The sequence below is a fragment of the Polynucleobacter parvulilacunae genome, assembly GCF_018881715.1.
Classification (GTDB): Bacteria; Pseudomonadota; Gammaproteobacteria; order Burkholderiales; family Burkholderiaceae; genus Polynucleobacter; species Polynucleobacter parvulilacunae.
In genome coordinates this window covers 129368-150145 of record NZ_JACVPW010000003.1, presented here as the reverse complement: position 1 = coordinate 150145, position 20778 = coordinate 129368, and the positions used below count along the sequence as shown (strand labels likewise).

The following is a 20778-nucleotide window of genomic DNA, read 5'->3' as shown; positions in this document are numbered from 1 at the left end:
GGTGTTAATTTCTTAATAAATGTTGATAAATAGGTTAAAAATTGCTGAATCAAATATTTTCCATCAATCCTGGAATGGATGCTGGAGCAGGATGGTTTCGTCACGCTCTGGGCCTGTAGAGACCATGGCAATTGGTTTACCGGCAACCTCCTCAATACGACGCAGGAAGTTTTGCGCCTCAGGGGGCAACTTGTCCCATTCGCGGATACCGAAAGTTGTGCCCTTCCAGCCTGGGAAATCTTCATAAATTGGCTCGCAACGGGCAACAGATTCAGCGCCGCGTGGCAATACATCCAACTTCTTGCCGTCAAGGTTGTAACCAACGCACAAACGAATGGTTTCAAAACCATCGAGAACGTCTAACTTAGTAATGCATAGACCAGACAAGCCATTGATCTGAATAGAGCGCTTCAATGCAGCAGCGTCCAACCAACCAGTACGACGTGGGCGTCCAGTTACAGAACCAAATTCCTTGCCGACTTCAGCCAAACGCACGCCTACTGGATCTTGCTTAGCAGGGTTGTCATGATCGTAAAGCTCACTAGGGAATGGACCAGCACCAACGCGTGTGCAATAGGCCTTAGTGATACCTAAGATGTATTGCAAAGAATCTGGACCAACACCTGAACCAGCAGCGGCATTACCTGCGACGCAGTTACTAGAGGTTACGTATGGATAAGTGCCGTGATCGATATCGAGCAATGTTCCCTGTGCGCCTTCGAACAATAGGTTCTGGCCAGACTGCTCAGCAGCATACAAGGCGCTAGATACATCAACCACCATTGGCTTAAGGCGCTCAGCATAAGACATTGCTTCAGCTAACGTCTTCTCATAATTTACTGGTTCAGCACCATAGTAATTAGTGAGCATGAAATTGTGATATTCCAAGTTCTCACGTAATTGCTCAGCAAATTTTTCTGGGTAGAACAAATCTTGTACGCGTAGTGCACGACGTGCTACCTTGTCTTCATAAGCAGGTCCAATGCCGCGACCAGTCGTACCAATCTTGGCTTGGCCACGCTTCTTCTCGCGGGCATGGTCAATCGCTACGTGATAAGGCAGAATTAAAGTAGTTGCTTCTGAAATCTTCAAACGAGATTGAACATCTAAACCAGCAGACTCAAGCTCACCAATTTCTTTAAAGAGCGCTTCTGGTGAGAGCACCACACCGTTACCAATGTAGCAAATCACATTCTTATGCATGATTCCGGATGGGATCAAACGCAAAATTGTCTTCTTGTCACCGATGATCAAGGTATGGCCAGCATTGTGACCGCCTTGGAAGCGAACTACCGCTTGCGCATGATCAGTCAACCAATCGACTACCTTACCCTTGCCTTCATCACCCCACTGGGTGCCAATGACAACTACGTTACGACCTTTAGTTTGCTGCTTTGAAGACATAATGAAATCCAAAAAGATAATTACAAAATAAGTTAACTGCTTATTACTTGCTCACTACTTGATTTGCTGCTTTATATATTCACTGCTTTAATTTTTTTACTTCTTCTTTACTTCCCAAGAGCTGCCCTGCTTTACTAACTCTCGGTCGCATTGATATTCAGCAGCATCTACCGTTGTGCCTGCTGGAATCTGAATCACCACCTCACCCTGACTTCTGAGGGTTGCGATTGCCTTGCTTAATTCAGCATCATCAATCCAAGGAGCCAAGATAGCCAACTTGCGTACATTTAAAGGAGATAGGTTTGCTAGGGTTAGGAGATCCAATGAAAAACCCGTTGCAGGACGAGGACGACCAAAGGCTTGACCAACATGGTCGTAGCGACCGCCTCTAGCAATGGGCTGCGGCAATTGATCAATATAAGCGGCGAACATCACGCCGCTGTGATATTGATAGCCACGCAGGTCAGCCAAGTCAATGCTGATCTCCAAGCTTGTGGATAACTTTGCTGCAGCCGAAACCAAGCGCTCTAGATCAGCCAAAGCCTGGTCAATTGCCGCGTGCTTAGGCAATACTTTTCTTGCTTTAGCCAGCACTTCTGAACATGGGCCATTTAATTCCGTGAGCGCTATTAGCGCTTCAGATGCTTTTGCAGGTAGACAAGTGGCCCACTGACTTAAGCGTGGACGATCCTTGCTTTGCAATAGACCATACAAAACTTCAACTGTTGCTTTATCTAAGTTCTGACCGTCCAAGATCCCCGCCAAAATGCCAGCATGGGATAAATCAAGATAAACCTTCTCCAAACCTGCAACGGAAAGTGTTTTTAGCAAAAGGGTGATTGCCTCTAAGTCAGCTTCCCAAGTTGCACAACCGTAAATCTCCGCACCAAGTTGCAACTCTTCGCGTGCTGAACTGCCTACTGGCGTGCGAGCATGCGCAACAGAGCCGGCATAGCATAGGCGGGTGACTCCAGCACGATTTAAAAGGTGTGCATCAATACGAGCGACTTGCGGAGTCATGTCTGCGCGCAAACCTAAGGTGCGACCAGATAACTGGTCTACCAATTTAAAGGTTTGTAAATTGAGATCAGAGCCAGTACCAGTCAATAACGAGTCTAAAAACTCTAATATTGGAGGAGCAACCAATTCATAGCCATAAGATTGATATAAATCCAAAATGGCACGACGCAATGACTCAACCTTGCGAGCCTCAGCAGGCAATACGTCTGCAATATCTTCAGGAAGTAACCAGCGATTCATGATGTGGGCTATTCGCTTTCTTATTTTTTGTGCAAGAACTTAAAGAACTCGCCACTTGGCTCAACGACCATGACGTCCCTCTTGTCCTTGAATGAGCTTCTATAAGCTTCTAGACTTTGATAGAACTGGGCGAATTGGGGATCGCGCCCAAAAGCTTCTGCATACAGCGCAGTAGCTTTAGCATCGCCAGCACCCTTTATCTTTTGCGCATCACGATAAGCCTCAGCCAAGATGGTGTCGCGCTGACGTTCGGCATTCGCGCGAATCTTGTCAGACTCTGCAGCACCAGTTGAACGCAACTCATTCGCTACACGCTTACGCTCTGCTTCCATACGGCGATAAACAGAGTCGCTAATTTCCGCTAAGAGGTCAACGCGCTTTAAGCGTACATCGACTATCTCAACACCGATATCAGCTGCATCATCAGCTACTTTTTTGCGAATGCCCTGCATCACCTCTTCACGCTGATCGGAAATCAATTCACGCACAGTGCGTTTTGTGAACTCTTCATTCAGGGCTGAGCGCACCAATTGAGTTAAACGGTCTTGAGCTAAGCGCTCATCGCCTTTAAAGCTAATAAAGAACTTACGTGGATCAACAATCCGCCATTTCACATAAGAATCCACTAATAAGTTTTTCTTTTCAGCGGTAATGAAACGCTCTGCCTCTGGATTATCAATCGTCAAAATACGACGATCAAAAAAGCGAACGCTTTCAAATGGCGCAGGCATCTTCACCTGAATACCAGGCTTTTCAATCACACGAACAATTTGTCCGAATGAAAACACCACAGCGAACTTCCGTTGATCTACAACAAAGATGCTGGATGACAGCACATAAATGAAAATAATAAATCCAATGCCTGCGGCAATTAAACGATTTGCATTCATTATCTGGACTCCCTATCGCGACTACGGAGACCATCACGTTTATCAGCGCCGCTGTTAGCAGCTGGCGTTACAGGGGTTGGACTAGTAACCGAACTGGATACGGAACTCGTAGGGTTCGTATTTGTGCCGGTTGCACCACCCACTGTCACACTTCCAGTTGGGGTAGTTGCGGTAGAGGAATTAACTTGTGTATTTGCCGCTTGAGCACTTTCAGCACTTACCTGTGCCACGATCTTATCTAGCGGCAGATATAGCAAGCTATTACTCTTGGTGGTATCAACCAAGATCTTGGTTACGTTGTTGTACATCTCACGCATAGTATCGATATACATGCGATCTTTGGTTACCTGTGGAGCTTTGGCGTACTCAACCAAAATCTGCTTGAAGCGGGTTGCATCACCCTCGGCGGTAGCCACTACACGCGCTTTATAGCCCTCAGCCTCTTGAATTAGGCGAGCAGCCGTACCCTTTGCACGCGGAATAATGTCATTGGCATAAGCCTGACCTTCACTCTTGAGGCGCTCTTGGTCCTGCCCTGCTTTGACTGCGTCATCAAATGCGGCCTGTACTTGCTCTGGTGGCTGTACGTTCTGCACAGTCACACTCGTGACATAGATGCCAGTCTTATAGCTATCCAAAATCTTCTGAATAGAGTTTGCTAAATCAATGCCAATTTTTTCGCGCCCCTCATACAAGACGGTATCCATCTTGCTACGCGCAACGATTTCACGAACCGCTGTTTCAGCTGCCTGGACAACTGCAGTATCTGGATCACGGTTATTGAATAAATAATCTGTAGGATCTTTTAAGCGGTATTGAACAGCAAAGCGAACGTCGATGATGTTTTCATCTTCAGTCAGCATTGAAGAATCTTTTTGATTGGTGGCCTTGATCAGCACTGGACGTCCCACTTCAACAGATCGCACGCCAGATAAATTCACCGTCTCTTCGGACTGAATCGGCCATGGCATGTGCCAATTGATGCCAGGCTTAGCGGTGTAATCGTATTTACCAAAAGTCAGAATGACGCCAGCTTGACCTTCTTGAATAATGAAGAAGCCGCTGCATACCCACATAAAGAAAACAACCGCTCCCGCAATCAGAAAACTTGCTTTGGATCCAAATGGATTGCTGAAATTAAAGTTAGGTGTATTGATACCGCCATTATTGCCACCACCATTACCGCCACGCTGTGATGGCGGAGGTATATCTGTGCTACTTGGCTTATTGACTGGCTTACTTGCAGAATTATTAACTGTGCCCGGCTTTTTCTTGCCGCCAAAGATGCCAGCAATTCTGTCGTTGAAATCGCGCCACAATTCATCCAAATCCGGAGGGCCGTCTGGCTTGTTTACGGGCGCATTTACTGGATTGTTTGGTTGAGTTTCTACCGGTTTATTTTCTGGATCTATTTTTGGAGCTTGATCAGTCGCCTGCCCATCTTTGGCATCTTTGGATCCACCAGAATTGTGACTGTTGCCCCATCCTGGATCATTGACCGAAAAGAGGTCGAGAAATTTACGCGTCATTAGAAAAATAGCTTCGGTTGGCAATCGGATTAAATTCAGAAGTTTCTGGTCGTTCGGGTAAAGGCTCTAAAAACTCATCCGGGGCCAATTGCTTCTTGGCACGGTTGTGCTCGACCCTTATTCTATCAGTCATTTGGGAGCATTCAGCCAGGGCTGAGCGAAGCAAATCAAGGCCCAAGCCCGTCTTGGCTGACAGGAAAACCTGGCTCGGAAAGCCCTGGGCATCCCGCTCTAAAGCGGCCCCACGGGTGAAGGTCTGAGGCATCTGATCGATCTTGTTCATCACCTCGATCCGAGGGATATCATCAGCCCCAATTTCCTCCAAAACTGCCTCAACTTCGGCCTTTTGCTCCCTGGCAACTGGGCTACAGGCGTCAATAACATGCAAAATCAGGTCCGCGTGGATGGTTTCGTCCAAAGTGGCCCTAAAAGCCTCTACCAGCTGGTGGGGCAAATCACGGATGAAACCCACCGTATCGGAGACCACAATCGACCCCACCCCGTCCAAATGGACCTTTCTGGAAGTGGTGTCCAAGGTGGCAAACAATTGGTCGGCCGCATATGCCCCTGCTTTAGTTAGGGCATTAAATAAAGTGGATTTACCAGCATTGGTGTATCCCACCAAAGAAACGGAGAACACATCTTTGCGGTTACGGGCCCTTCTTTGGGTTCTTTGTTGGCGTTGAAGCTTTTCTAATTCGTTTTCTAGGCGCTTGGCTTTAGTCGCCAGCATCCGACGGTCTAACTCCATCTGCGTTTCACCAGGGCCGCCGCGCACACCAATACCACCACGCTGTCGCTCTAAGTGGCTCCACGCCCTCACCAAACGAGACATGCGATAGCGCACTTGAGCAAGCTCAACTTGCGTCTTACCAATATGACTTTGTGCTCTCTGACTAAAGATATCCAAAATCAAACCAGTGCGATCCATCACATGAAAACCAATGTGACGCTCTAAGTTACGTTGCTGAGTTGGTGAAAGCGGATGATTAAAGATGGCAAGCTCTGCACCTTGCTCCTCCATCACTCTCTTGAGTTCATTAGCCTTGCCAGAACCTATGAATAGGGCTGGATCGGTTCTGCCTTTACGGGCAATAACACTGGCTGCGGGTATAGAGCCGGCACTGTCAGCTAAAAGGCTGAGCTCGGCCATGCTATCTGCAAAATCTTCGCGTCCTGTGTCTACTCCAACCAGAACAGCGCGTGCCGCATCTACACCAGTTTTATACAGGGCTAGCTTCTTCCAAACGGAAATCAATCGCACGAGCAGGAACGATCGTAGAGATTGCGTGTTTGTAAACCATCTGCGTCACGGTATTGCGCAAAAGGACAACATACTGATCAAATGATTCAATATTCCCTTGCAACTTAATACCATTTACGAGATAGATCGAAACAGGAACATGCTCTTTGCGCAAAGCATTGAGGAAAGGATCCTGAAGTAATTGAATTTGTTTTGGGTTGCTATTACTCATACTGCTCCTTGATTATCTTTTGTTAACTACTTTTTTGGGAGTCTTGCTTTTTTTATTAAACATCAATATTCACTACTAAATACATGCCAACCAAATCTAAGCAAATTACTACTCAGACTATCTATATTGGGCCGATTTTTAAAAAAATCAAGCCCATTTCAAGTCGAGGAATAAAGCTTAGCCTAAATTAGCGTTTTTTGCCTTTTTTACCCTTGTCGTCATCAACATAGGGGTTTTTGGCCGTATTCATTTGAATACGCAAAGGCGTTCCACGCAACTTAAAGACATCCCTAAAGCGACCCTCTAAGTATCGTTTATAGCTATCAGTAACCCCACTCAATGATGTGCCATGAATGACCACAATTGGGGGGTTCATGCCCCCTTGGTGGGCATAACGCAATTTCGGACGACCCATACCCACGCGTTTTGGCTGTTGATGCTCGATAGCCTCTTGCAAAATACGCGTTAGGCGTGGCGTTGGTAGTTTTGCCATCGCTGCAGCATAGGCTAAATCCACATCTTTAAAGAGCTCCTTTAGGCCTGTGCCTTTTTTAGCCGAAATCGGGTGTACGTTTGCAAAATCTAAGAAGCGCAGCTTTTGTGCAATCTCTAAACGAGCGCGCTCTTTTACATACGCATCGAGGCCATCCCACTTGTTCACCGCAACCACCAATGCACGACCGGCTTCAACAATAAATCCTGCGATGTGAGCATCTTGCTCAGAAATATCTTGCTGGGCATCTAACATCAAGATCACCACATTACAGTCGGCAATCGCTTGCAATGTTTTAACAACCGAGAACTTCTCAATTGCCTCAAATACTTTGCCACGACGACGCAGGCCTGCGGTGTCAACCAAGATGTATGGCTTGCCATTGCGCTCAAAGGGAACCTCGATTGCATCACGGGTAGTGCCTGGCATATCAAATGCAATGACGCGCTCTTCACCGATCAACTTATTGATCAAGGTAGATTTACCAACGTTAGGACGCCCTACTACCGCAATCTTCATTGGGCGATTTGGATCGTTAGCTAATTCATCTTCATCGGGCTCTGCAATGCCTAGTGAGTCTAATGCGTCATCAATCAGACCACGAACACCATCACCATGCGCGGAAGAGATTGGAAATGGCTCGCCCAAACCGAGTTCATGAAAGTCGGCAGTCACAACACCAGCCTGCATACCTTCTGTTTTATTTACCGCCAAGATGACTGGTCTACCAGTCTTACGCAGGAAGTCAGCAATGACACGATCTTGCGGCGCCATGCCCAAACGACCATCAACCAAGAAAATCACAATGTCAGACTCTGCAACGGCTTGCTTGGTTTGCTTTGCCATTTCGGCAACAATGCCAGTCTTTGCTACCGGCTCAAAACCGCCAGTGTCCACACAAATAAATGCACGCTCACCAATGCGGCCTTTACCATAGTGACGATCCCTGGTTAAGCCAGAAAAGTCAGCCACCAAAGCATCACGTGAACGCGTTAGGCGATTAAAGAGTGTCGACTTACCCACATTGGGACGGCCGACGATAGTGATGACTGGATTCATTTTGGACTGTACGCCGCTATTTTTCCACCTTGAGACTGAACCAAGATGAGGCCACCTACCGCAATGGGGGCAGCCGAGATTGGACTACTGTCGTGACGAATACGCGCAACCATCTCACCATTCGCCTGTGAAAATGCATGGATATACCCTTGGGCATCACCCATTAATAACACTCTGCCAACTGCAAGTGACTCGCCTACATCACGATATGTGAGTTGTGTATTTTCCCAAACCTGTGTGCCGTCCTTCGTCGCAAAGGCAGTGACATAGGATTTTTCGTTTGCTGAGAAAACCATATCCGTACTTTGTGAAGTACCGGTATAACTTGAATAGTCCTTAAACCACAAAAGGCTGCCAGTACGGGCTTGACCACAGCCAATACGTCCTTGATAAGAAACCGCACAAAGAATATCGCCTTCCATGCTTGGCTTAGCAGTCACATCATTCAAGCGCTCAATTTCTGAGAAACCCTTCGGAAATGAAACTGGGGTCTCCCAAACTAAACCGCCATTAGCAATGGCAATCATGCCAAAACGTCCGCCGGCAAAACCCGTCACAATCACTTCATTATTAATAGCCAACATTCCGTAGCCTACACGCAAAGACAAAGCGGATTGCTGACGCTGATAGGTCCATTTTTTGGCGCCAGTTTGTGCATCCAGCCCAATGAAGCGATTGTCGAGCGCGCGCACAATTACCACGCCACCAGCAACTACTGGCTCACTTAATACTTCACTGCCAACACTGACATTCCAGATCGGTTTACCAGCATCATCATAGGCGTAGACCATGCCTTTGGTAGTTACAGCAACGGTAGTACGGCCATCAGAGCCAGGGCCAACCGATAAATTCTCAGGAACCGATACTGACCAGACCTTATTGCCAGTTGCTAAATCAATCTTTGCCAAGTTCCCACCATGAGAGGCTGCATACACTGCATCGCCAGCAACAATTGGATGAAAGTTAAAAGTTTCTGATGAGCCAATGCTGGTAGACCATACCGGTTGCAAATCAAATTGATTACTTACTGTAACTAATTCTGCTGGCTTTCTGACTCGAGAGCCGCCGGAGCAAGCTGTCAAAGCAATGACCAACGAACCCAATACCAAAGCAGTACAGATACGCATTGGCGAGCTCTTCATCTTTTTAATCATCACTGAGCAACTCCTCCAACAGCATCTAGCTTCACCTTCAAGAGACGTCGCGCCTCTTCAGGAAACTCTTTTGCTTGATCTAATTTTTTCCACGCATCTTGATAACTTGTTTTAGCTTCGGCATTTTTCTTTTGAGCCAAGTACCAATCGCCACGACGCTCAAGCCATAAAGACTCAAAACCGGCAATGGGTTTCTCATTCAAGATTTGATTGGCTTCCGCAAAATCTTTCTCGCCGCCCTGCTCAATCAACTGTGTCACCAAGCGTAATTTAGCCAACGCAAGATAACCATCATTTGAAGCGTTCTTTGCAGCCCAACGCAAGTAATCCAAAGCCTTTGCAGTGTCACCGGCGTCCGATGCAATACGCGCAGCAATCAAACTAGACATCGCTGCATAAGGCGTACGTCCAAAATCTTTTTGCAGATCGTCTGTAGCGCGCAAGGTCTGATCTTTATCACCTTTAGCAATAGCGCTTACCATCGTTTCATACAACTTAGAAGCTTCTAGCGCCTGGCTATTACGCCACCATTGATATCCACTGTAAGCAGCATAGGCGAATAAGGCAGCAGTAATTACGCCAGTAATCAGGTTGCGGTACTTTTGCCAAAACGCTTTGAATTGGTCTAATTGTTCTTGTTCTTCTAGATCTAAAGGCATGTCAATCCAAACTCATTTATTAGTAATTAATGGTGTATTAGCTTAATTCTATTCGGAGGCGCCTACTAGGGCATCAATTGACGCTCCCAGGACATCATCCAAGGGAACAGACTTTTGCTCACCCGTGCCACGTAAATCCTTCAGTTGGGCCTCATTCTTAGCCAATTCATCTGGGCCAATAATGACCGCAAAAGCGGCCCCGCTACTATCCGCCTTCTTCATTTGGGACTTAAAGCTAGCAGATTGACCGTCTGGAGGGCAGAAAAGAATAGTATCGATACCAGCACTACGTAAGCGCTCAGCAATAATCATGGCGGCCGTCAAAGTCTCGCCACCTTGATGCAATACAAAGATATCGCATTGAACCTGAGCTTCTGGCAATGATCCAGAAACCTTCATCAATTCCAAAACACGCTCCATACCCATAGCCCAACCACAAGCAGGTGCAGCTTTACCACCCATGCGCTCGATCAAGGGGTCGTAACGTCCACCACCCGCAATCGTGCCTTGAGCACCTAATTCATCAGTCACCCATTCAAAGACGGTGAGGTTATAGTAATCCAAGCCACGCACTAAACGTGGATTGATTTTGCAGGGAATGTTATTGGCCTTGAGCAATGCTTGTACGGCATTGAAATGCTTAAGGGACTCTTCACCCAAGAAATCCAATAACTTTGGCGCGCCTTCAATTAATGCCTGCATTTCTGGATTTTTAGAATCCAAAATTCTTAGTGGATTAGTGAGAAGACGACGCTGCGAATCTTCATCAAGCCCCTCTTTATTCTTCTCAAAATACGTTACCAAGGCAGCGCGGTGCTCTGCACGCTCAGGTGCCTGACCAAGAGAGTTAATTTCTAGACGCACGCCCTTCAAACCCAGCTCATCCCAGAGGCGCTGACCCATGAGAATAATTTCCGCATCAATATCAGGGCCTGAGAAGCCTAAAGCCTCAATACCAAACTGGTGGAATTGGCGATAGCGACCACGTTGTGGGCGCTCGTGACGGAACATGGGACCTGTATACCAAAGACGCTTTGGTCCTTCGTAGAGCAAGTTATTCTCAATAACAGAACGCACTAAAGCAGCTGTGCCTTCAGGACGTAAAGTCAGTTGCTCACCATTTAAGCGATCCTCAAAGGAATACATTTCTTTTTCAACAATGTCAGTAACCTCACCAATGCCACGTTGAAATACTGCGGTTGCTTCAACAATCGGCGTTCTCATGAATTCATAACCATAAGCACGTGTGAGATCACGCAAGACATGCTCAAGGTGCGCCCACTGAGCGGCATCTGCAGGCAGCAGATCATTCATGCCACGCACGCCATTGATCTTTTGCGTCTTTTGAACTTTGGCCTGTGGCTTTTGGTCTTTACTTTGATCAGTCATTTTTATTCTTGTTCTAGCTTGGCTTTATTCAACTTTTGCTGCGTAATTTTGTTTGACGTACTCATCAACAATCACCTGAAACTCTTCAGCGATTTTCTCACCACGTAGGGTTTTGACCTTCACTCCATCCACAAATACTGGCGCGGCCGGAGTTTCACCCGTTCCTGGTAATGAAATACCAATATTGGCATGCTTGCTCTCGCCCGGGCCATTCACGATACAACCCATTACGGCTACATTCATATTCTCTACGCCAGGATGGGTTTTCTTCCAAACCGGCATTTGTTGGCGAAGATAAGACTGGATATTGGCTGCCAACTCTTGGAAAGTTGTACTAGTTGTTCTGCCACAACCAGGACACGCAATTACCATTGGCGTGAAATTGCGTAGGCCCATAGTTTGCAAAATCTCTTGGGCAACAATCACTTCGTTTTCACGAGGGGCGCCTGGGTCAGGCGTTAAGGAAACACGAATCGTGTCGCCAATACCTTCCTGCAACAAAATACCCATCGCAGCAGTAGAAGAAACAATTCCTTTGCTACCCATACCCGCTTCAGTTAAACCTAAATGTAAGGGATAGTCAGAGCGACGGGAGAGATCACGATATACGGCAACTAGGTCTTGTACATTACTCACTTTGCAAGACAGCAAAATTTGATCGGGGTTCATGCCAAACTCAACCGCTTTTTCTGCGGACTGCAAAGCAGATTGAATCAAGGCCTCAATCATTACTTCTTGCGCAGTTTTTGGAACTGCTAAAGCAGCATTGCTATCCATGATGGATGCCAGAAGATCCTGATCCAAGCTACCCCAGTTCACGCCAATCCGAATAGGCTTATCGTATTTACAAGCGGCTTCGATCATCTGCGCAAATTGTGGATCGCGCTTAGCGCCCTTACCCACATTACCTGGATTGATACGGTACTTTGAGAGCGCTTTAGCGCACTCTGGAAAATCATTTAATAAAGTGTGCCCGTTGTAGTGGAAGTCGCCAATCAATGGTACTAAGACATCCATCTTGTCTAACTGCTCACGAATATAAGGCACCGCTGCTGCAGCAGCTGGTGTATCTACAGTAATGCGCACCATCTCCGAACCAGCGCGCGCTAGTTCTTTCACCTGAATCGCTGTACCCACCGCATCAGCAGTATCGGTATTTGTCATTGACTGCACACGAACAGGTGCATCACCACCAACAGTGATGACGTTTGTCTTCCAAGCAACCGTTGCTTGACGTGTTGGTCGCTTAGGCGAAGGGCCCAAAGGTAAATTCGGTAATGGCGGCAAAGAATTATTAGAACTCATTGGATTAATCGGAATCTAATCTTTAATTTAACTTTTTGAGCCACTCAATGGGGTGCTCATTTGACCGCTCATCGGATTCCACTTCTTCGATTTCGATCTCGGCACTGTGGACATCACGTTCACGCACGCGGGTACGATCAACCACATCACCCGCCAATTGACCACAAGCCGCAGCAATGTCATCACCACGGGTCTTGCGTACTGTGGCTACCATACCTGCATCCAGCAAGATGCCAGCAAATGCATTGACCCGCTGAGCTGGTGAACGCTTTAACCCAGACTCTGGGAATGGGTTAAATGGAATGAGATTAATCTTGCACTTAATGTTTCTAAGCAGGCGCACCAATTCTTTTGCCTGAATATCCGAGTCATTCACACCATCGAGCATGCAATATTCAAAGGTCAGGAAGTCTCTTGGTGCGAATGGTAGGTAACGCTCACACGCATCTAGCAATTCACGTAAGGGATATTTTTGATTCAGCGGCACCAATTGATCACGCAATGCATCATTCGGTGCATGCAGAGAAACTGCTAATGCGACTGGGCAATCTTGCGCAAGACGATCAATCATGGGCACTACGCCAGATGTAGAAACCGTCACACGACGACGAGATAAACCATAGGCTCTGTCATCGAGCATTAAACGCAATGCAGAAACGACGTTGTCATAGTTAAGTAAAGGCTCGCCCATACCCATCATCACCACGTTGGAAATCACACGACCTGTGTGCTCCCAGCCTGGAGTTGGAAATTTTTCAATTCTGCGAATAGCTTCTGGATCATTACGCAATAGATGCTCAGCGAACCAAAGTTGTCCGATGATTTCACCGGAAGTCAGATTACGAGAGAAGCCTTGATGCCCTGTTGAGCAAAAGCGGCAATTCACTGCACAACCTGCCTGAGATGAAATGCACAAGGTGCCGCGGTCATCTTCAGGAATAAAAACAGACTCCACTGCATTACCGGCGCCCACGTCCAGCAACCACTTGCGGGTACCATCAGCGGCGTGTTCGTCTTTAATTACGGGGAGAGAAAGTACTTCTGCTTTGTCTAGCAAAGTTGCTCGAAAGCTTTTTGCTAAATCACTCATCTCATTAATGTCAGCAACACCACGTTGGTGTATCCATTGCATGAGCTGCTTTGCCCTAAAGGGCTTTTCATTCAACCCCGCGACATACGCTGCCATTTGGTCAGCGTCAAAATCTAAGAGATTTACGCGCGGGGAGGTCAATGCGCCTACTTATTAGTTAAATAGGTTGTTCGTTAGCAATCGTCGATTAACGATTGAAAACATTCATACCAGGGAAGAAGAAAGCAACTTCCACAGCAGCTGTTTCAGGAGCGTCAGAACCGTGAACAGCGTTTGCATCGATGCTGTCAGCAAAGTCAGCACGGATTGTGCCTTTTTCTGCTTTCTTAGGATCAGTCGCGCCCATCAAGTCACGATTCTTAGCAATAGCGCCTTCGCCTTGCAATACTTGAATCATTACAGGGCCGGAGATCATGAAGCTCACCAAGTCTTTGAAGAAAGGACGGTCTTTGTGAACGCCGTAGAACTGCTCTGCTTCATTTTGTGACAAATGCGCCATTCTGGAAGCAACAATCTTCAAACCAGCAGATTCAAAACGGTCATAGATTTTGCCGATGACGTTTTTAGCGACAGCATCAGGTTTGATAATAGAAAGGGTGCGTTCAATTGCCATTCAAGACTCCAATAGTGATTTCAAAGGTATTTGCTGGGATTGGACTAATAACCCGCCCCACTCCAGCGACCCCCGAATTATACATTGCCTGACCGTATTTACCCCTATGTCTGTAGGGCTAAGCCCTTGAATTTACAGGGCATAAGCCTTTAATTTGTAGGTCTTTTCTGTGGGGGCTTGAAATTGGGGTGTTTTGTCTATACTTATCCTCAACAGCCCTACATGGGCTCTTGTATTAACTATGAAAAAGAAGGAGTCAATATGAGTGATCTGAACTCTTACGGCTTTGGCCAAACCGGCTCAATTAGCACTGTCCAGGTACGCAACCGCGTACTGCGTAATACCTACGCCCTCTTGGCGCTCTCCATGGTTCCAACAGTGATTGGGGCATGGCTCGGAGTTGCCATGGGATTAGACCTGTTCTCAGGCAGCCCATTTATTGGCTTTATGGTGTTTATGGCTGTTGCCTTTGGTTTCTTCTGGGCAATCGAAAAGAATAAAGATACCGGTGTAGGCGTCCTGCTACTTCTGGGCTTTACTTTCTTCATGGGCATCATGATGTCCCGTTTAGTCGGCTTTACTTTAAATAGCTATAGCAATGGTGCAACACTGATCATGCTGTCTTTCGGCGGCACAGCTGCAATCTTCGCAACCATGGCAACCATTGCCACTGTAAGCAAGAGTGACTTTGCTGGCATGGGCAAATGGCTGATGGTTGGCGTACTGCTCTTGATCGTTGCTTCCCTTGCAAACATCTGGTTACAGTTACCTGCTTTGATGTTGACTGTGATGGTGCTGGCTATCGCGATCTTCTCCGCCTTCATCTTGGTTGATGTACAACGTGTCATCAATGGCGGTGAGACCAACTACATCATGGCTACCCTAGCAATCTACTTGGATGTGTATAACGTCTTTACCAACTTGCTCGCATTATTGGGCATTGTTGGTGGCAATAGAGACTAAAAGGAATTTAGCGCACTGCAAAGTGTGATGTTCTCTAAGGCGCCTGCGGGCGCCTTTTTCTTTGAGCACTAAATGCTCCTTGGCTTACAGCAAGCAAATTAAGTTGCTACAAATATACTCACCGCATAAGACAGCGCTATCAAAATAAACAAGAGAGCAAAACTATCTGAGGCTTTCATGATGTACCCCCAAAAGTAAATGGACTGATTGGCAGCAAGATTCACTACACAAGCTTAATCTACTCTTCTATAAGACAGGAAAATACTTAGAATGCCCGGCCAAAGGCGAAAAACACCAAGAGAGCGCTGAATTTGCGCCCTTTTGGTGCGAATATTACGAGCCGGAGAAATTTAAGTCCGAGAGACTAAAAACGCCAACCCAGAGAAACGCCATAGCTATTGATATTAACCTTGTCGGTTGAGCCATCATTCCATTGAATGGTTTTATAGTTTTGTTGTGACACTTCCACTCTAGTAAAGAGATGCTTGTTGAGTAGATACTCAGCCCCAATACCGTAACTTGGTCCATTCAGCCATTGATAGTAGCCAGGCGAAGAGTACTTGGACCAAGACCATCCGAGCTTGATATAGCCCAATAAATTTTCAGTAAATGCATAAGCCACTTTTCCACCAGCTTCCATTGGGTGCTGCGCATCCGGGTCGGAGCCTGAAGTATCCGTTGTGGCCAAATCATAGCTACCATATCCACCGACTAGCCATTGATCATTAATAGCTTTATAAACATCAGCGGTGATGCTGGGAATTCCGCTTCGACTAGTTACCGATCCGCCTGGTGTTGATATGTCAGTAATAGAATTTAATGCATAGTCCACAGACAAACCAAAACCTTCAAAGTTTTGCGATTGGCCATAAGCAAAAGGGGTCGCTAAAACGCACAGCAAAAATGCCAATTTCTTCATCTGACTACGCCTCCAATACTTTTTTATTTATTATTTATCACTATATCAAATAGCTATAACCTATCAAAAACTGCCATCGACTCGACGTGGGAGGTGTGCGGGAACATATTAATAATCCCTGCGCTACTCAATCGGTAGTCCGCCTGGTGGCACAAGATCTCCACATCCCTAGCCAAGGTTTTAGGATTGCAAGAGACATAGACAATGCGCCGGGGAAGCAAGTCGCTTTGTTGTAGATGCAATTCTGCTAGCGCTTTACAAATCTCCATTGCACCTTCACGTGGTGGATCCATCAACCAGCGCTCCGCTTTACCCCAGGATGTGATTGTTTCTGTTGTTACTAAAAATAAATCGCTTTGCATGAAGCTCGCTTTATCAACGAGTCCGTTATGTTCTGCATTTGCTTTTGCTCGAGTCGTCAAGCTCTCTAAACCTTCAATGCCTAAAACTTGTTTTGCTTTTCTAGCAAGGGGTAATGTGAAATTACCAATTCCACAGAAGAGATCCAATACTCGGTCTGTTTCTTTGACTTCCAACAACCGAATCGCTCTGCTCACCAATGCGCGGTTCATCATATGATTTACCTGCGTGAAATCCGCAGGCTTAAATGGCATCTCGATTTCAAACTCAGGCAGACGATAGCAAAGCTTGCCAGTCTCAGGATAAAACGGCGCCACCGTCTCAATACCTTTAGGCTGTAACCACATCCAGACCTGATGCTGATCTGCAAACGCTCGCAAGAGCTGCTCATCTTCAGTCGTTAAGGGTTTGAGATTACGAAACACTAATGCGGTGACTGGCTTAGATTTTTTAGGGTCATCCGATAGTGCATCTTCAGGCTCGCCAACTGCAATTTCTATTTGTGGCATGCGATCAACAATCGATAAACCCATTACCAATTTGCGCATCTCCGGCAATAAATCGGAGACATGCTTAGGCAAGATCTCACAAGCAAGCATGTCAGCTACATAGCCACTCTTACCCTCATGAAAGCCAATCAGTACCGTACCTTTTTTAATGGAGCGATTGACGGCACTTAAACGTGCGCGGTGACGATATTCCCAAGCGGGGCCACCCATCGGGCGCAGAATTTCTTCTGGCTTCACTTTGGCGATATGATGCAAATCATCTTCGAGGACGCGCTGCTTCATAGCTACTTGCGCACGAATATCTAAATGCTGCATCGTGCAGCCACCGCATACACCAAAAGCCTTGCATTTAGGTTCAGCTCTAAATACTGCAGGCTTGAGTATGTCTCGCACCTTTGCCTTACTAAAACGCGCTTTATTACTAGTGATGGTGTAGGTCACCAATTCTGTTGGCAATGCACCTTTAATAAAGATAACCTTACCACTTTGACCCTGGGAAGCTTCTTCTTCGCTGGGGGCTAGGCGCGCAATACCCTGGGCATCTAAATCTAGGGCTTCCACTTTGATTGGCTCAATCACCTCAATATTGACCGGCTTATCTCCTCTACGCATCTGCTGAAAAACCCTGGAGATATTCTTGCCACTGACCGCCATTCAGTTCTTTGGCCTCTTTTTCTAAATAGGCCTTTACGAAGTCGATTTCTTCTTGGTATTCCTCGAGAGAAAAGCCACCACGCAACAACTGAAAGCGGCAATACATCAAGTACGTATTAACCACATCGGTTTCGCAGTACCGACGAATATCATTAATCTTGCCGTCTTGATAGGCGGGCCATACTTGGCTACCATCCATACCCATCTTACCCGGGAAGCCGCACAGCTTAGCCAATCCATCTAACGGTGCATTCGCGCGACCGTTAAATTTTGCTAAGAGATCCATCATGTCAAGATGACGCATGTGGTAACGACTAATGTAGTTGTTCCATTTAAATTCACGGCTATCAGAATCTTGGCTCTCGCCCATCTCCCAATACCGTGGCGCCTGTACATGATTCGCTAATGCACGATAGTGCAGCACAGGTAAATCAAAGCCACTACCGTTCCAGGAAACCAATTGGGGAGTGTATTTTTCGACCAGATCAAAGAAAGCTTGGACCAATACCTTCTCATCATCTTGCGCAGTACCAAGGGTGCCCACTTTAATTTGCGGCAAGCCTTCTTTGGTCGTTCTGCGAATCACGCAGGAAATGGCAACAATCTTTTGTAGAAATAAAGGAAGAAATTCACTACCAGTTTTAGCGGCACGATCGGCCATTGCTTTGGCGGCTACTTCAGTGTCGCTCATTGACTCTGGAAAATCTTCCAGGCGACGCAAACCCGCTACATCGGGAATAGTTTCAATATCAAATACAAGAACAGTGGCCATAGCCCATCACCCTATTCCTGCAACACTACTGTAAATACGGTGTTGGATTGACTGGTTTGCCGTTAACGCGTAACTCAAAGTGCAGCTTTGCCGCTGTAGCATCGGTATCGCCCATTTCCGCGATCTTTTGACCTTTGCGCACAGCATCACCCTCTTTAACTAAGAGCTTGCTGTTGTGGGCGTAAGCAGTTAGGTAGGTGTTGTCATGTTTCACAATCAAGAGATTGCCGTAACCGCGCAGGCTATTACCCGCATAGACGACTTTGCCATCGGATGCTGCAAGAACGGGCTCGCCGACTTTGCCAGCAATATCAATCCCTTTATTGGTCTCGCTGAACTCGCCAGTGACTTTACCTTTTGCCGGCCAAGATAAACGAATACCTGGTTCAGCAATGACATCTGTTTTGGCTGGTTCTGGTGATTGTGCTTGCACTGGTGCATCTGACTTTTTATCAGCTACGCGCGCAGGCTTAGCACCTCCAGGCGCTTTAATCAAAATCAAATCACCCACTTCAATCACATTCGGATTAAAGCTTGGGTTTACCGCTTTGTTCCACTGAGTGACATCACGTGGCGCTTGGCCATTGTCTAAAGCAATGCGAGCAAGCGTATCGCCCTTTTTGACGCGATAGTAACCAGGAGGTGCAGGTTCACTAGAGCCACCACTACGATCAGTCACGCTAGCAGGCTTAGTGCGAGGTATGGAACAACCGGCCACCAATATTACTGATGAGGATAGAAGTGCAATAAGAAGGGTATTAGATAGCTTATGTGGCATTAAATTGACGGCATTAAAAAGATGCTGAATGGGTGAATTCATCATAAATCTCATACTACCCCTGATTGTAAGGGCACAAAAAAGACCCCGTCCAGCACAGTTCTTTGGTAGCGCTGGGAACTCATTCTTTCCACCATCACCAATTGCTGCTCTTTGTCATTTTTGGCAACTGGGGCAACTAAGCGCCCACCAATAGCCAATTGGTCTAGCAAGGCATCCGGAATGCCGAGCCCTGCTGCTGCCAGAATAATCCCATCAAACGGTGCCGCTTGAGGCAAACCCAAAATCCCGTCGCCATAAATCAGGCGCAGATTATTAATTCGAAATGGGCGCAATTTGGCCCTTGCCATATCGTGCAGTGGACGGATGCGCTCAATCGAATACACTTCATCCGCCAACAAACTCAGAACTGCAGCCTGGTAACCGCAACCAGTGCCAATCTCTAGTACTTTGCCAAGCTTATGTTTAGGCTTGTGTAATAACTCAATCATGCGCGCTACTACAGAAGGCTTAGAAATGGTTTGTTCGTGCCCAATAGGTAAAGCCGTATCTTCATAAGCTTGCGCATGCAAGCCGGCGTCCATAAATGCATGGCGAGGAACTGTGGCAATAGCCTCTAAGGTTTTGCCGTGCTTGACGCCACCAGCATGCACTTTTGCAGCTAAGGCTTGTCGGTATACCGCAAAGCGTTCGGTAGGAGCCTTCAACCGCGATCCCAGCCATTTGCACGCATTGCTGCTAATCGCGCATGGTGCGTTAAATCCAATTGCATCGGCGTAATAGAAATACATCCCTCTGCGATTGCGTGAAAGTCCGTGCCTTCAGAGCCCTCTTTCACGTCACCAGCAGCGCCAATCCAGTAGATCTTCTCACCACGTGGGCTGTCTTGCACTACCACTGGTTGTGAGTGGTGGCGATTGCCCAGGCGGGTAACACGCCAGCGGTATAAATCAGCATAGGGGCGGTTCGGAATATTCACATTAAGTAGTGTTGCTACGCCGTCAGCATGATTTTTACTTAAGGCAGAAACCAACATTTGTGCCACTACGTCATGTGCCGCTTTAGCAGCATCTTCAATGCGATTCCAGCCACGATCAATTTGCGAGAAAGCAATGCCTGGTACACCAAACATCACACCCTCTACTGCGGCTGCAACGGTGCCAGAGTACAGCGTATCTTCACCCATGTTCTCGCCTTGATTAATACCGGAGATCACTAAGTCAGGTTTCTCATCCAAGAATCCAGTCATCGCAACGTGTACACAATCTGTAGGCGTGCCGTTGATAAAGAAGAAACCATCACGCTCACCACCTGCTACACGATGAATCGACAAGGGTCTTGATAATGTGAGTGAATTCGAGGCGCCGCTATGGTTCTGCTCTGGGGCAATCACAGTAATGCGCCCTAAAGGACGCACTGCTTTAACCAAAGCCAATAAGCCAGGAGCTAAATAGCCATCATCATTAGAGACCAAGATATGGGGTTGACGATCGCTCATAAAAA

19 protein-coding genes and 1 pseudogene are annotated in these 20778 nt (G+C 46.9%); 1 reads left to right on the top strand and 19 read right to left on the bottom strand.

What is annotated here, in order from left to right; genetic code table 11:
- Positions 1–63 precede the first annotated feature (63 nt).
- From ICN18_RS08195 to ndk, 13 genes are all read right to left on the bottom strand, one after another.
- Positions 64–1404: an adenylosuccinate synthase gene (locus ICN18_RS08195; protein ID WP_216190020.1), complete on the bottom strand. Its 1341-nt coding sequence runs from the start codon at positions 1402–1404 to the stop codon at positions 64–66.
- 96 nt (positions 1405–1500) lie between these two features.
- A complete protein-coding gene (locus ICN18_RS08190; RefSeq protein WP_216190019.1) occupies positions 1501–2664 on the bottom strand; it encodes an ATP phosphoribosyltransferase regulatory subunit in 1164 nt (387 codons plus the stop codon).
- Positions 2665–2684: 20 nt separating this feature from the next.
- Positions 2685–3554, bottom strand: a complete 870-nt coding sequence (gene hflC, locus ICN18_RS08185; protein WP_216190018.1) for a protease modulator HflC — start codon at positions 3552–3554, stop codon at positions 2685–2687.
- Complete coding sequence (gene hflK, locus ICN18_RS08180; protein WP_216190017.1) at positions 3554–5083, bottom strand: FtsH protease activity modulator HflK; 1530 nt, start codon at positions 5081–5083, stop codon at positions 3554–3556. The genes hflC and hflK overlap by 1 nt, the downstream gene beginning before the upstream one ends.
- A complete protein-coding gene (gene hflX / locus ICN18_RS08175) occupies positions 5073–6347 on the bottom strand; it encodes a GTPase HflX (RefSeq protein ID WP_369411881.1) in 1275 nt (424 codons plus the stop codon). Before hflX ends, hflK begins: the two co-directional genes overlap by 11 nt.
- Positions 6307–6558, bottom strand: coding sequence for an RNA chaperone Hfq (gene hfq / locus ICN18_RS08170; RefSeq protein WP_216190016.1), 252 nt, complete (start codon positions 6556–6558; stop codon positions 6307–6309). The genes hflX and hfq overlap by 41 nt, the downstream gene beginning before the upstream one ends.
- Before the next feature lie 187 nt (positions 6559–6745).
- Complete coding sequence (der, locus tag ICN18_RS08165; RefSeq protein ID WP_216190015.1) at positions 6746–8110, bottom strand: ribosome biogenesis GTPase Der; 1365 nt, start codon at positions 8108–8110, stop codon at positions 6746–6748.
- Complete coding sequence (gene bamB, locus ICN18_RS08160) at positions 8107–9264, bottom strand: outer membrane protein assembly factor BamB (RefSeq protein ID WP_216190014.1); 1158 nt, start codon at positions 9262–9264, stop codon at positions 8107–8109. The genes der and bamB overlap by 4 nt, the downstream gene beginning before the upstream one ends.
- On the bottom strand, positions 9264–9923 hold the full coding sequence (locus tag ICN18_RS08155; RefSeq protein ID WP_216190013.1) for a YfgM family protein: 660 nt from the start codon (positions 9921–9923) through the stop codon (positions 9264–9266). Before ICN18_RS08155 ends, bamB begins: the two co-directional genes overlap by 1 nt.
- A 48-nt stretch (positions 9924–9971) precedes the next feature.
- Positions 9972–11312 carry a histidine--tRNA ligase gene (gene hisS, locus ICN18_RS08150; RefSeq protein WP_216190012.1) on the bottom strand — a complete coding sequence of 447 codons (1341 nt, stop codon included), beginning with the start codon at positions 11310–11312 and terminating at the stop codon, positions 9972–9974.
- Between the two features lie 24 nt (positions 11313–11336).
- Entirely contained in the window at positions 11337–12617 is a 1281-nt protein-coding gene (gene ispG, locus ICN18_RS08145) for a flavodoxin-dependent (E)-4-hydroxy-3-methylbut-2-enyl-diphosphate synthase (RefSeq protein ID WP_216190011.1), read from the bottom strand.
- A gap of 22 nt (positions 12618–12639) precedes the next feature.
- On the bottom strand, positions 12640–13848 hold the full coding sequence (rlmN, locus tag ICN18_RS08140; protein ID WP_216190010.1) for a dual-specificity RNA methyltransferase RlmN: 1209 nt from the start codon (positions 13846–13848) through the stop codon (positions 12640–12642).
- 46 nt (positions 13849–13894) lie between these two features.
- On the bottom strand, positions 13895–14320 hold the full coding sequence (gene ndk, locus ICN18_RS08135; RefSeq protein ID WP_068321117.1) for a nucleoside-diphosphate kinase: 426 nt from the start codon (positions 14318–14320) through the stop codon (positions 13895–13897).
- 261 nt (positions 14321–14581) lie between these two features.
- Here ndk and ICN18_RS08130 point away from each other — a divergent pair, with 261 nt between their 5' ends.
- On the top strand, positions 14582–15283 hold the full coding sequence (locus tag ICN18_RS08130; protein WP_216190009.1) for a Bax inhibitor-1 family protein: 702 nt from the start codon (positions 14582–14584) through the stop codon (positions 15281–15283).
- A gap of 364 nt (positions 15284–15647) precedes the next feature.
- Here the strand turns inward: ICN18_RS08130 and ICN18_RS08125 are convergent, their stop codons facing one another.
- The 6 genes and pseudogenes from ICN18_RS08125 to surE all read right to left on the bottom strand — a co-directional run bounded on the left by ICN18_RS08125 (position 15648) and on the right by surE (position 20773).
- Entirely contained in the window at positions 15648–16202 is a 555-nt protein-coding gene (locus ICN18_RS08125; RefSeq protein ID WP_216190008.1) for an outer membrane protein, read from the bottom strand.
- Positions 16203–16255: 53 nt separating this feature from the next.
- A complete protein-coding gene (rlmD, locus tag ICN18_RS08120; RefSeq protein WP_216190007.1) occupies positions 16256–17683 on the bottom strand; it encodes a 23S rRNA (uracil(1939)-C(5))-methyltransferase RlmD in 1428 nt (475 codons plus the stop codon).
- A complete protein-coding gene (locus tag ICN18_RS08115) occupies positions 17676–18497 on the bottom strand; it encodes a 3'-5' exonuclease (RefSeq protein WP_216190006.1) in 822 nt (273 codons plus the stop codon). The genes rlmD and ICN18_RS08115 overlap by 8 nt, the downstream gene beginning before the upstream one ends.
- 25 nt (positions 18498–18522) lie before the next feature.
- Complete coding sequence (locus ICN18_RS08110; protein ID WP_439650823.1) at positions 18523–19317, bottom strand: peptidoglycan DD-metalloendopeptidase family protein; 795 nt, start codon at positions 19315–19317, stop codon at positions 18523–18525.
- An 8-nt stretch (positions 19318–19325) separates the two neighbouring features.
- Positions 19326–19949 (bottom strand): annotated as a pseudogene (locus ICN18_RS08105) (protein-L-isoaspartate(D-aspartate) O-methyltransferase); the annotation flags it as partial.
- A 29-nt stretch (positions 19950–19978) separates the two neighbouring features.
- Complete coding sequence (gene surE / locus ICN18_RS08100; RefSeq protein WP_216190004.1) at positions 19979–20773, bottom strand: 5'/3'-nucleotidase SurE; 795 nt, start codon at positions 20771–20773, stop codon at positions 19979–19981.
- Between the last annotated feature and the right edge of the window lie 5 nt (positions 20774–20778).

Coding starts and splice junctions, on each gene's coding strand:
- ICN18_RS08195 (WP_216190020.1), bottom strand. CDS start 1,404: ATGTCTTCAAAGCAGCAAACTAAAGGTCGTAACGTAGTTGTCATTGGC.
- rlmD (WP_216190007.1), bottom strand. CDS start 17,683: ATGCGTAGAGGAGATAAGCCGGTCAATATTGAGGTGATTGAGCCAATC.
- ICN18_RS08125 (WP_216190008.1), bottom strand. CDS start 16,202: ATGAAGAAATTGGCATTTTTGCTGTGCGTTTTAGCGACCCCTTTTGCT.
- der (WP_216190015.1), bottom strand. CDS start 8,110: ATGAATCCAGTCATCACTATCGTCGGCCGTCCCAATGTGGGTAAGTCG.
- surE (WP_216190004.1), bottom strand. CDS start 20,773: ATGAGCGATCGTCAACCCCATATCTTGGTCTCTAATGATGATGGCTAT.
- bamB (WP_216190014.1), bottom strand. CDS start 9,264: ATGATTAAAAAGATGAAGAGCTCGCCAATGCGTATCTGTACTGCTTTG.
- ICN18_RS08110 (WP_439650823.1), bottom strand. CDS start 19,317: ATGAATTCACCCATTCAGCATCTTTTTAATGCCGTCAATTTAATGCCA.
- ispG (WP_216190011.1), bottom strand. CDS start 12,617: ATGAGTTCTAATAATTCTTTGCCGCCATTACCGAATTTACCTTTGGGC.
- hfq (WP_216190016.1), bottom strand. CDS start 6,558: ATGAGTAATAGCAACCCAAAACAAATTCAATTACTTCAGGATCCTTTC.
- hisS (WP_216190012.1), bottom strand. CDS start 11,312: ATGACTGATCAAAGTAAAGACCAAAAGCCACAGGCCAAAGTTCAAAAG.
- ICN18_RS08130 (WP_216190009.1), top strand. CDS start 14,582: ATGAGTGATCTGAACTCTTACGGCTTTGGCCAAACCGGCTCAATTAGC.
- hflK (WP_216190017.1), bottom strand. CDS start 5,083: ATGACGCGTAAATTTCTCGACCTCTTTTCGGTCAATGATCCAGGATGG.
- ICN18_RS08155 (WP_216190013.1), bottom strand. CDS start 9,923: ATGCCTTTAGATCTAGAAGAACAAGAACAATTAGACCAATTCAAAGCG.
- hflC (WP_216190018.1), bottom strand. CDS start 3,554: ATGAATGCAAATCGTTTAATTGCCGCAGGCATTGGATTTATTATTTTC.
- ICN18_RS08115 (WP_216190006.1), bottom strand. CDS start 18,497: ATGGCCACTGTTCTTGTATTTGATATTGAAACTATTCCCGATGTAGCG.
- ICN18_RS08190 (WP_216190019.1), bottom strand. CDS start 2,664: ATGAATCGCTGGTTACTTCCTGAAGATATTGCAGACGTATTGCCTGCT.
- ndk (WP_068321117.1), bottom strand. CDS start 14,320: ATGGCAATTGAACGCACCCTTTCTATTATCAAACCTGATGCTGTCGCT.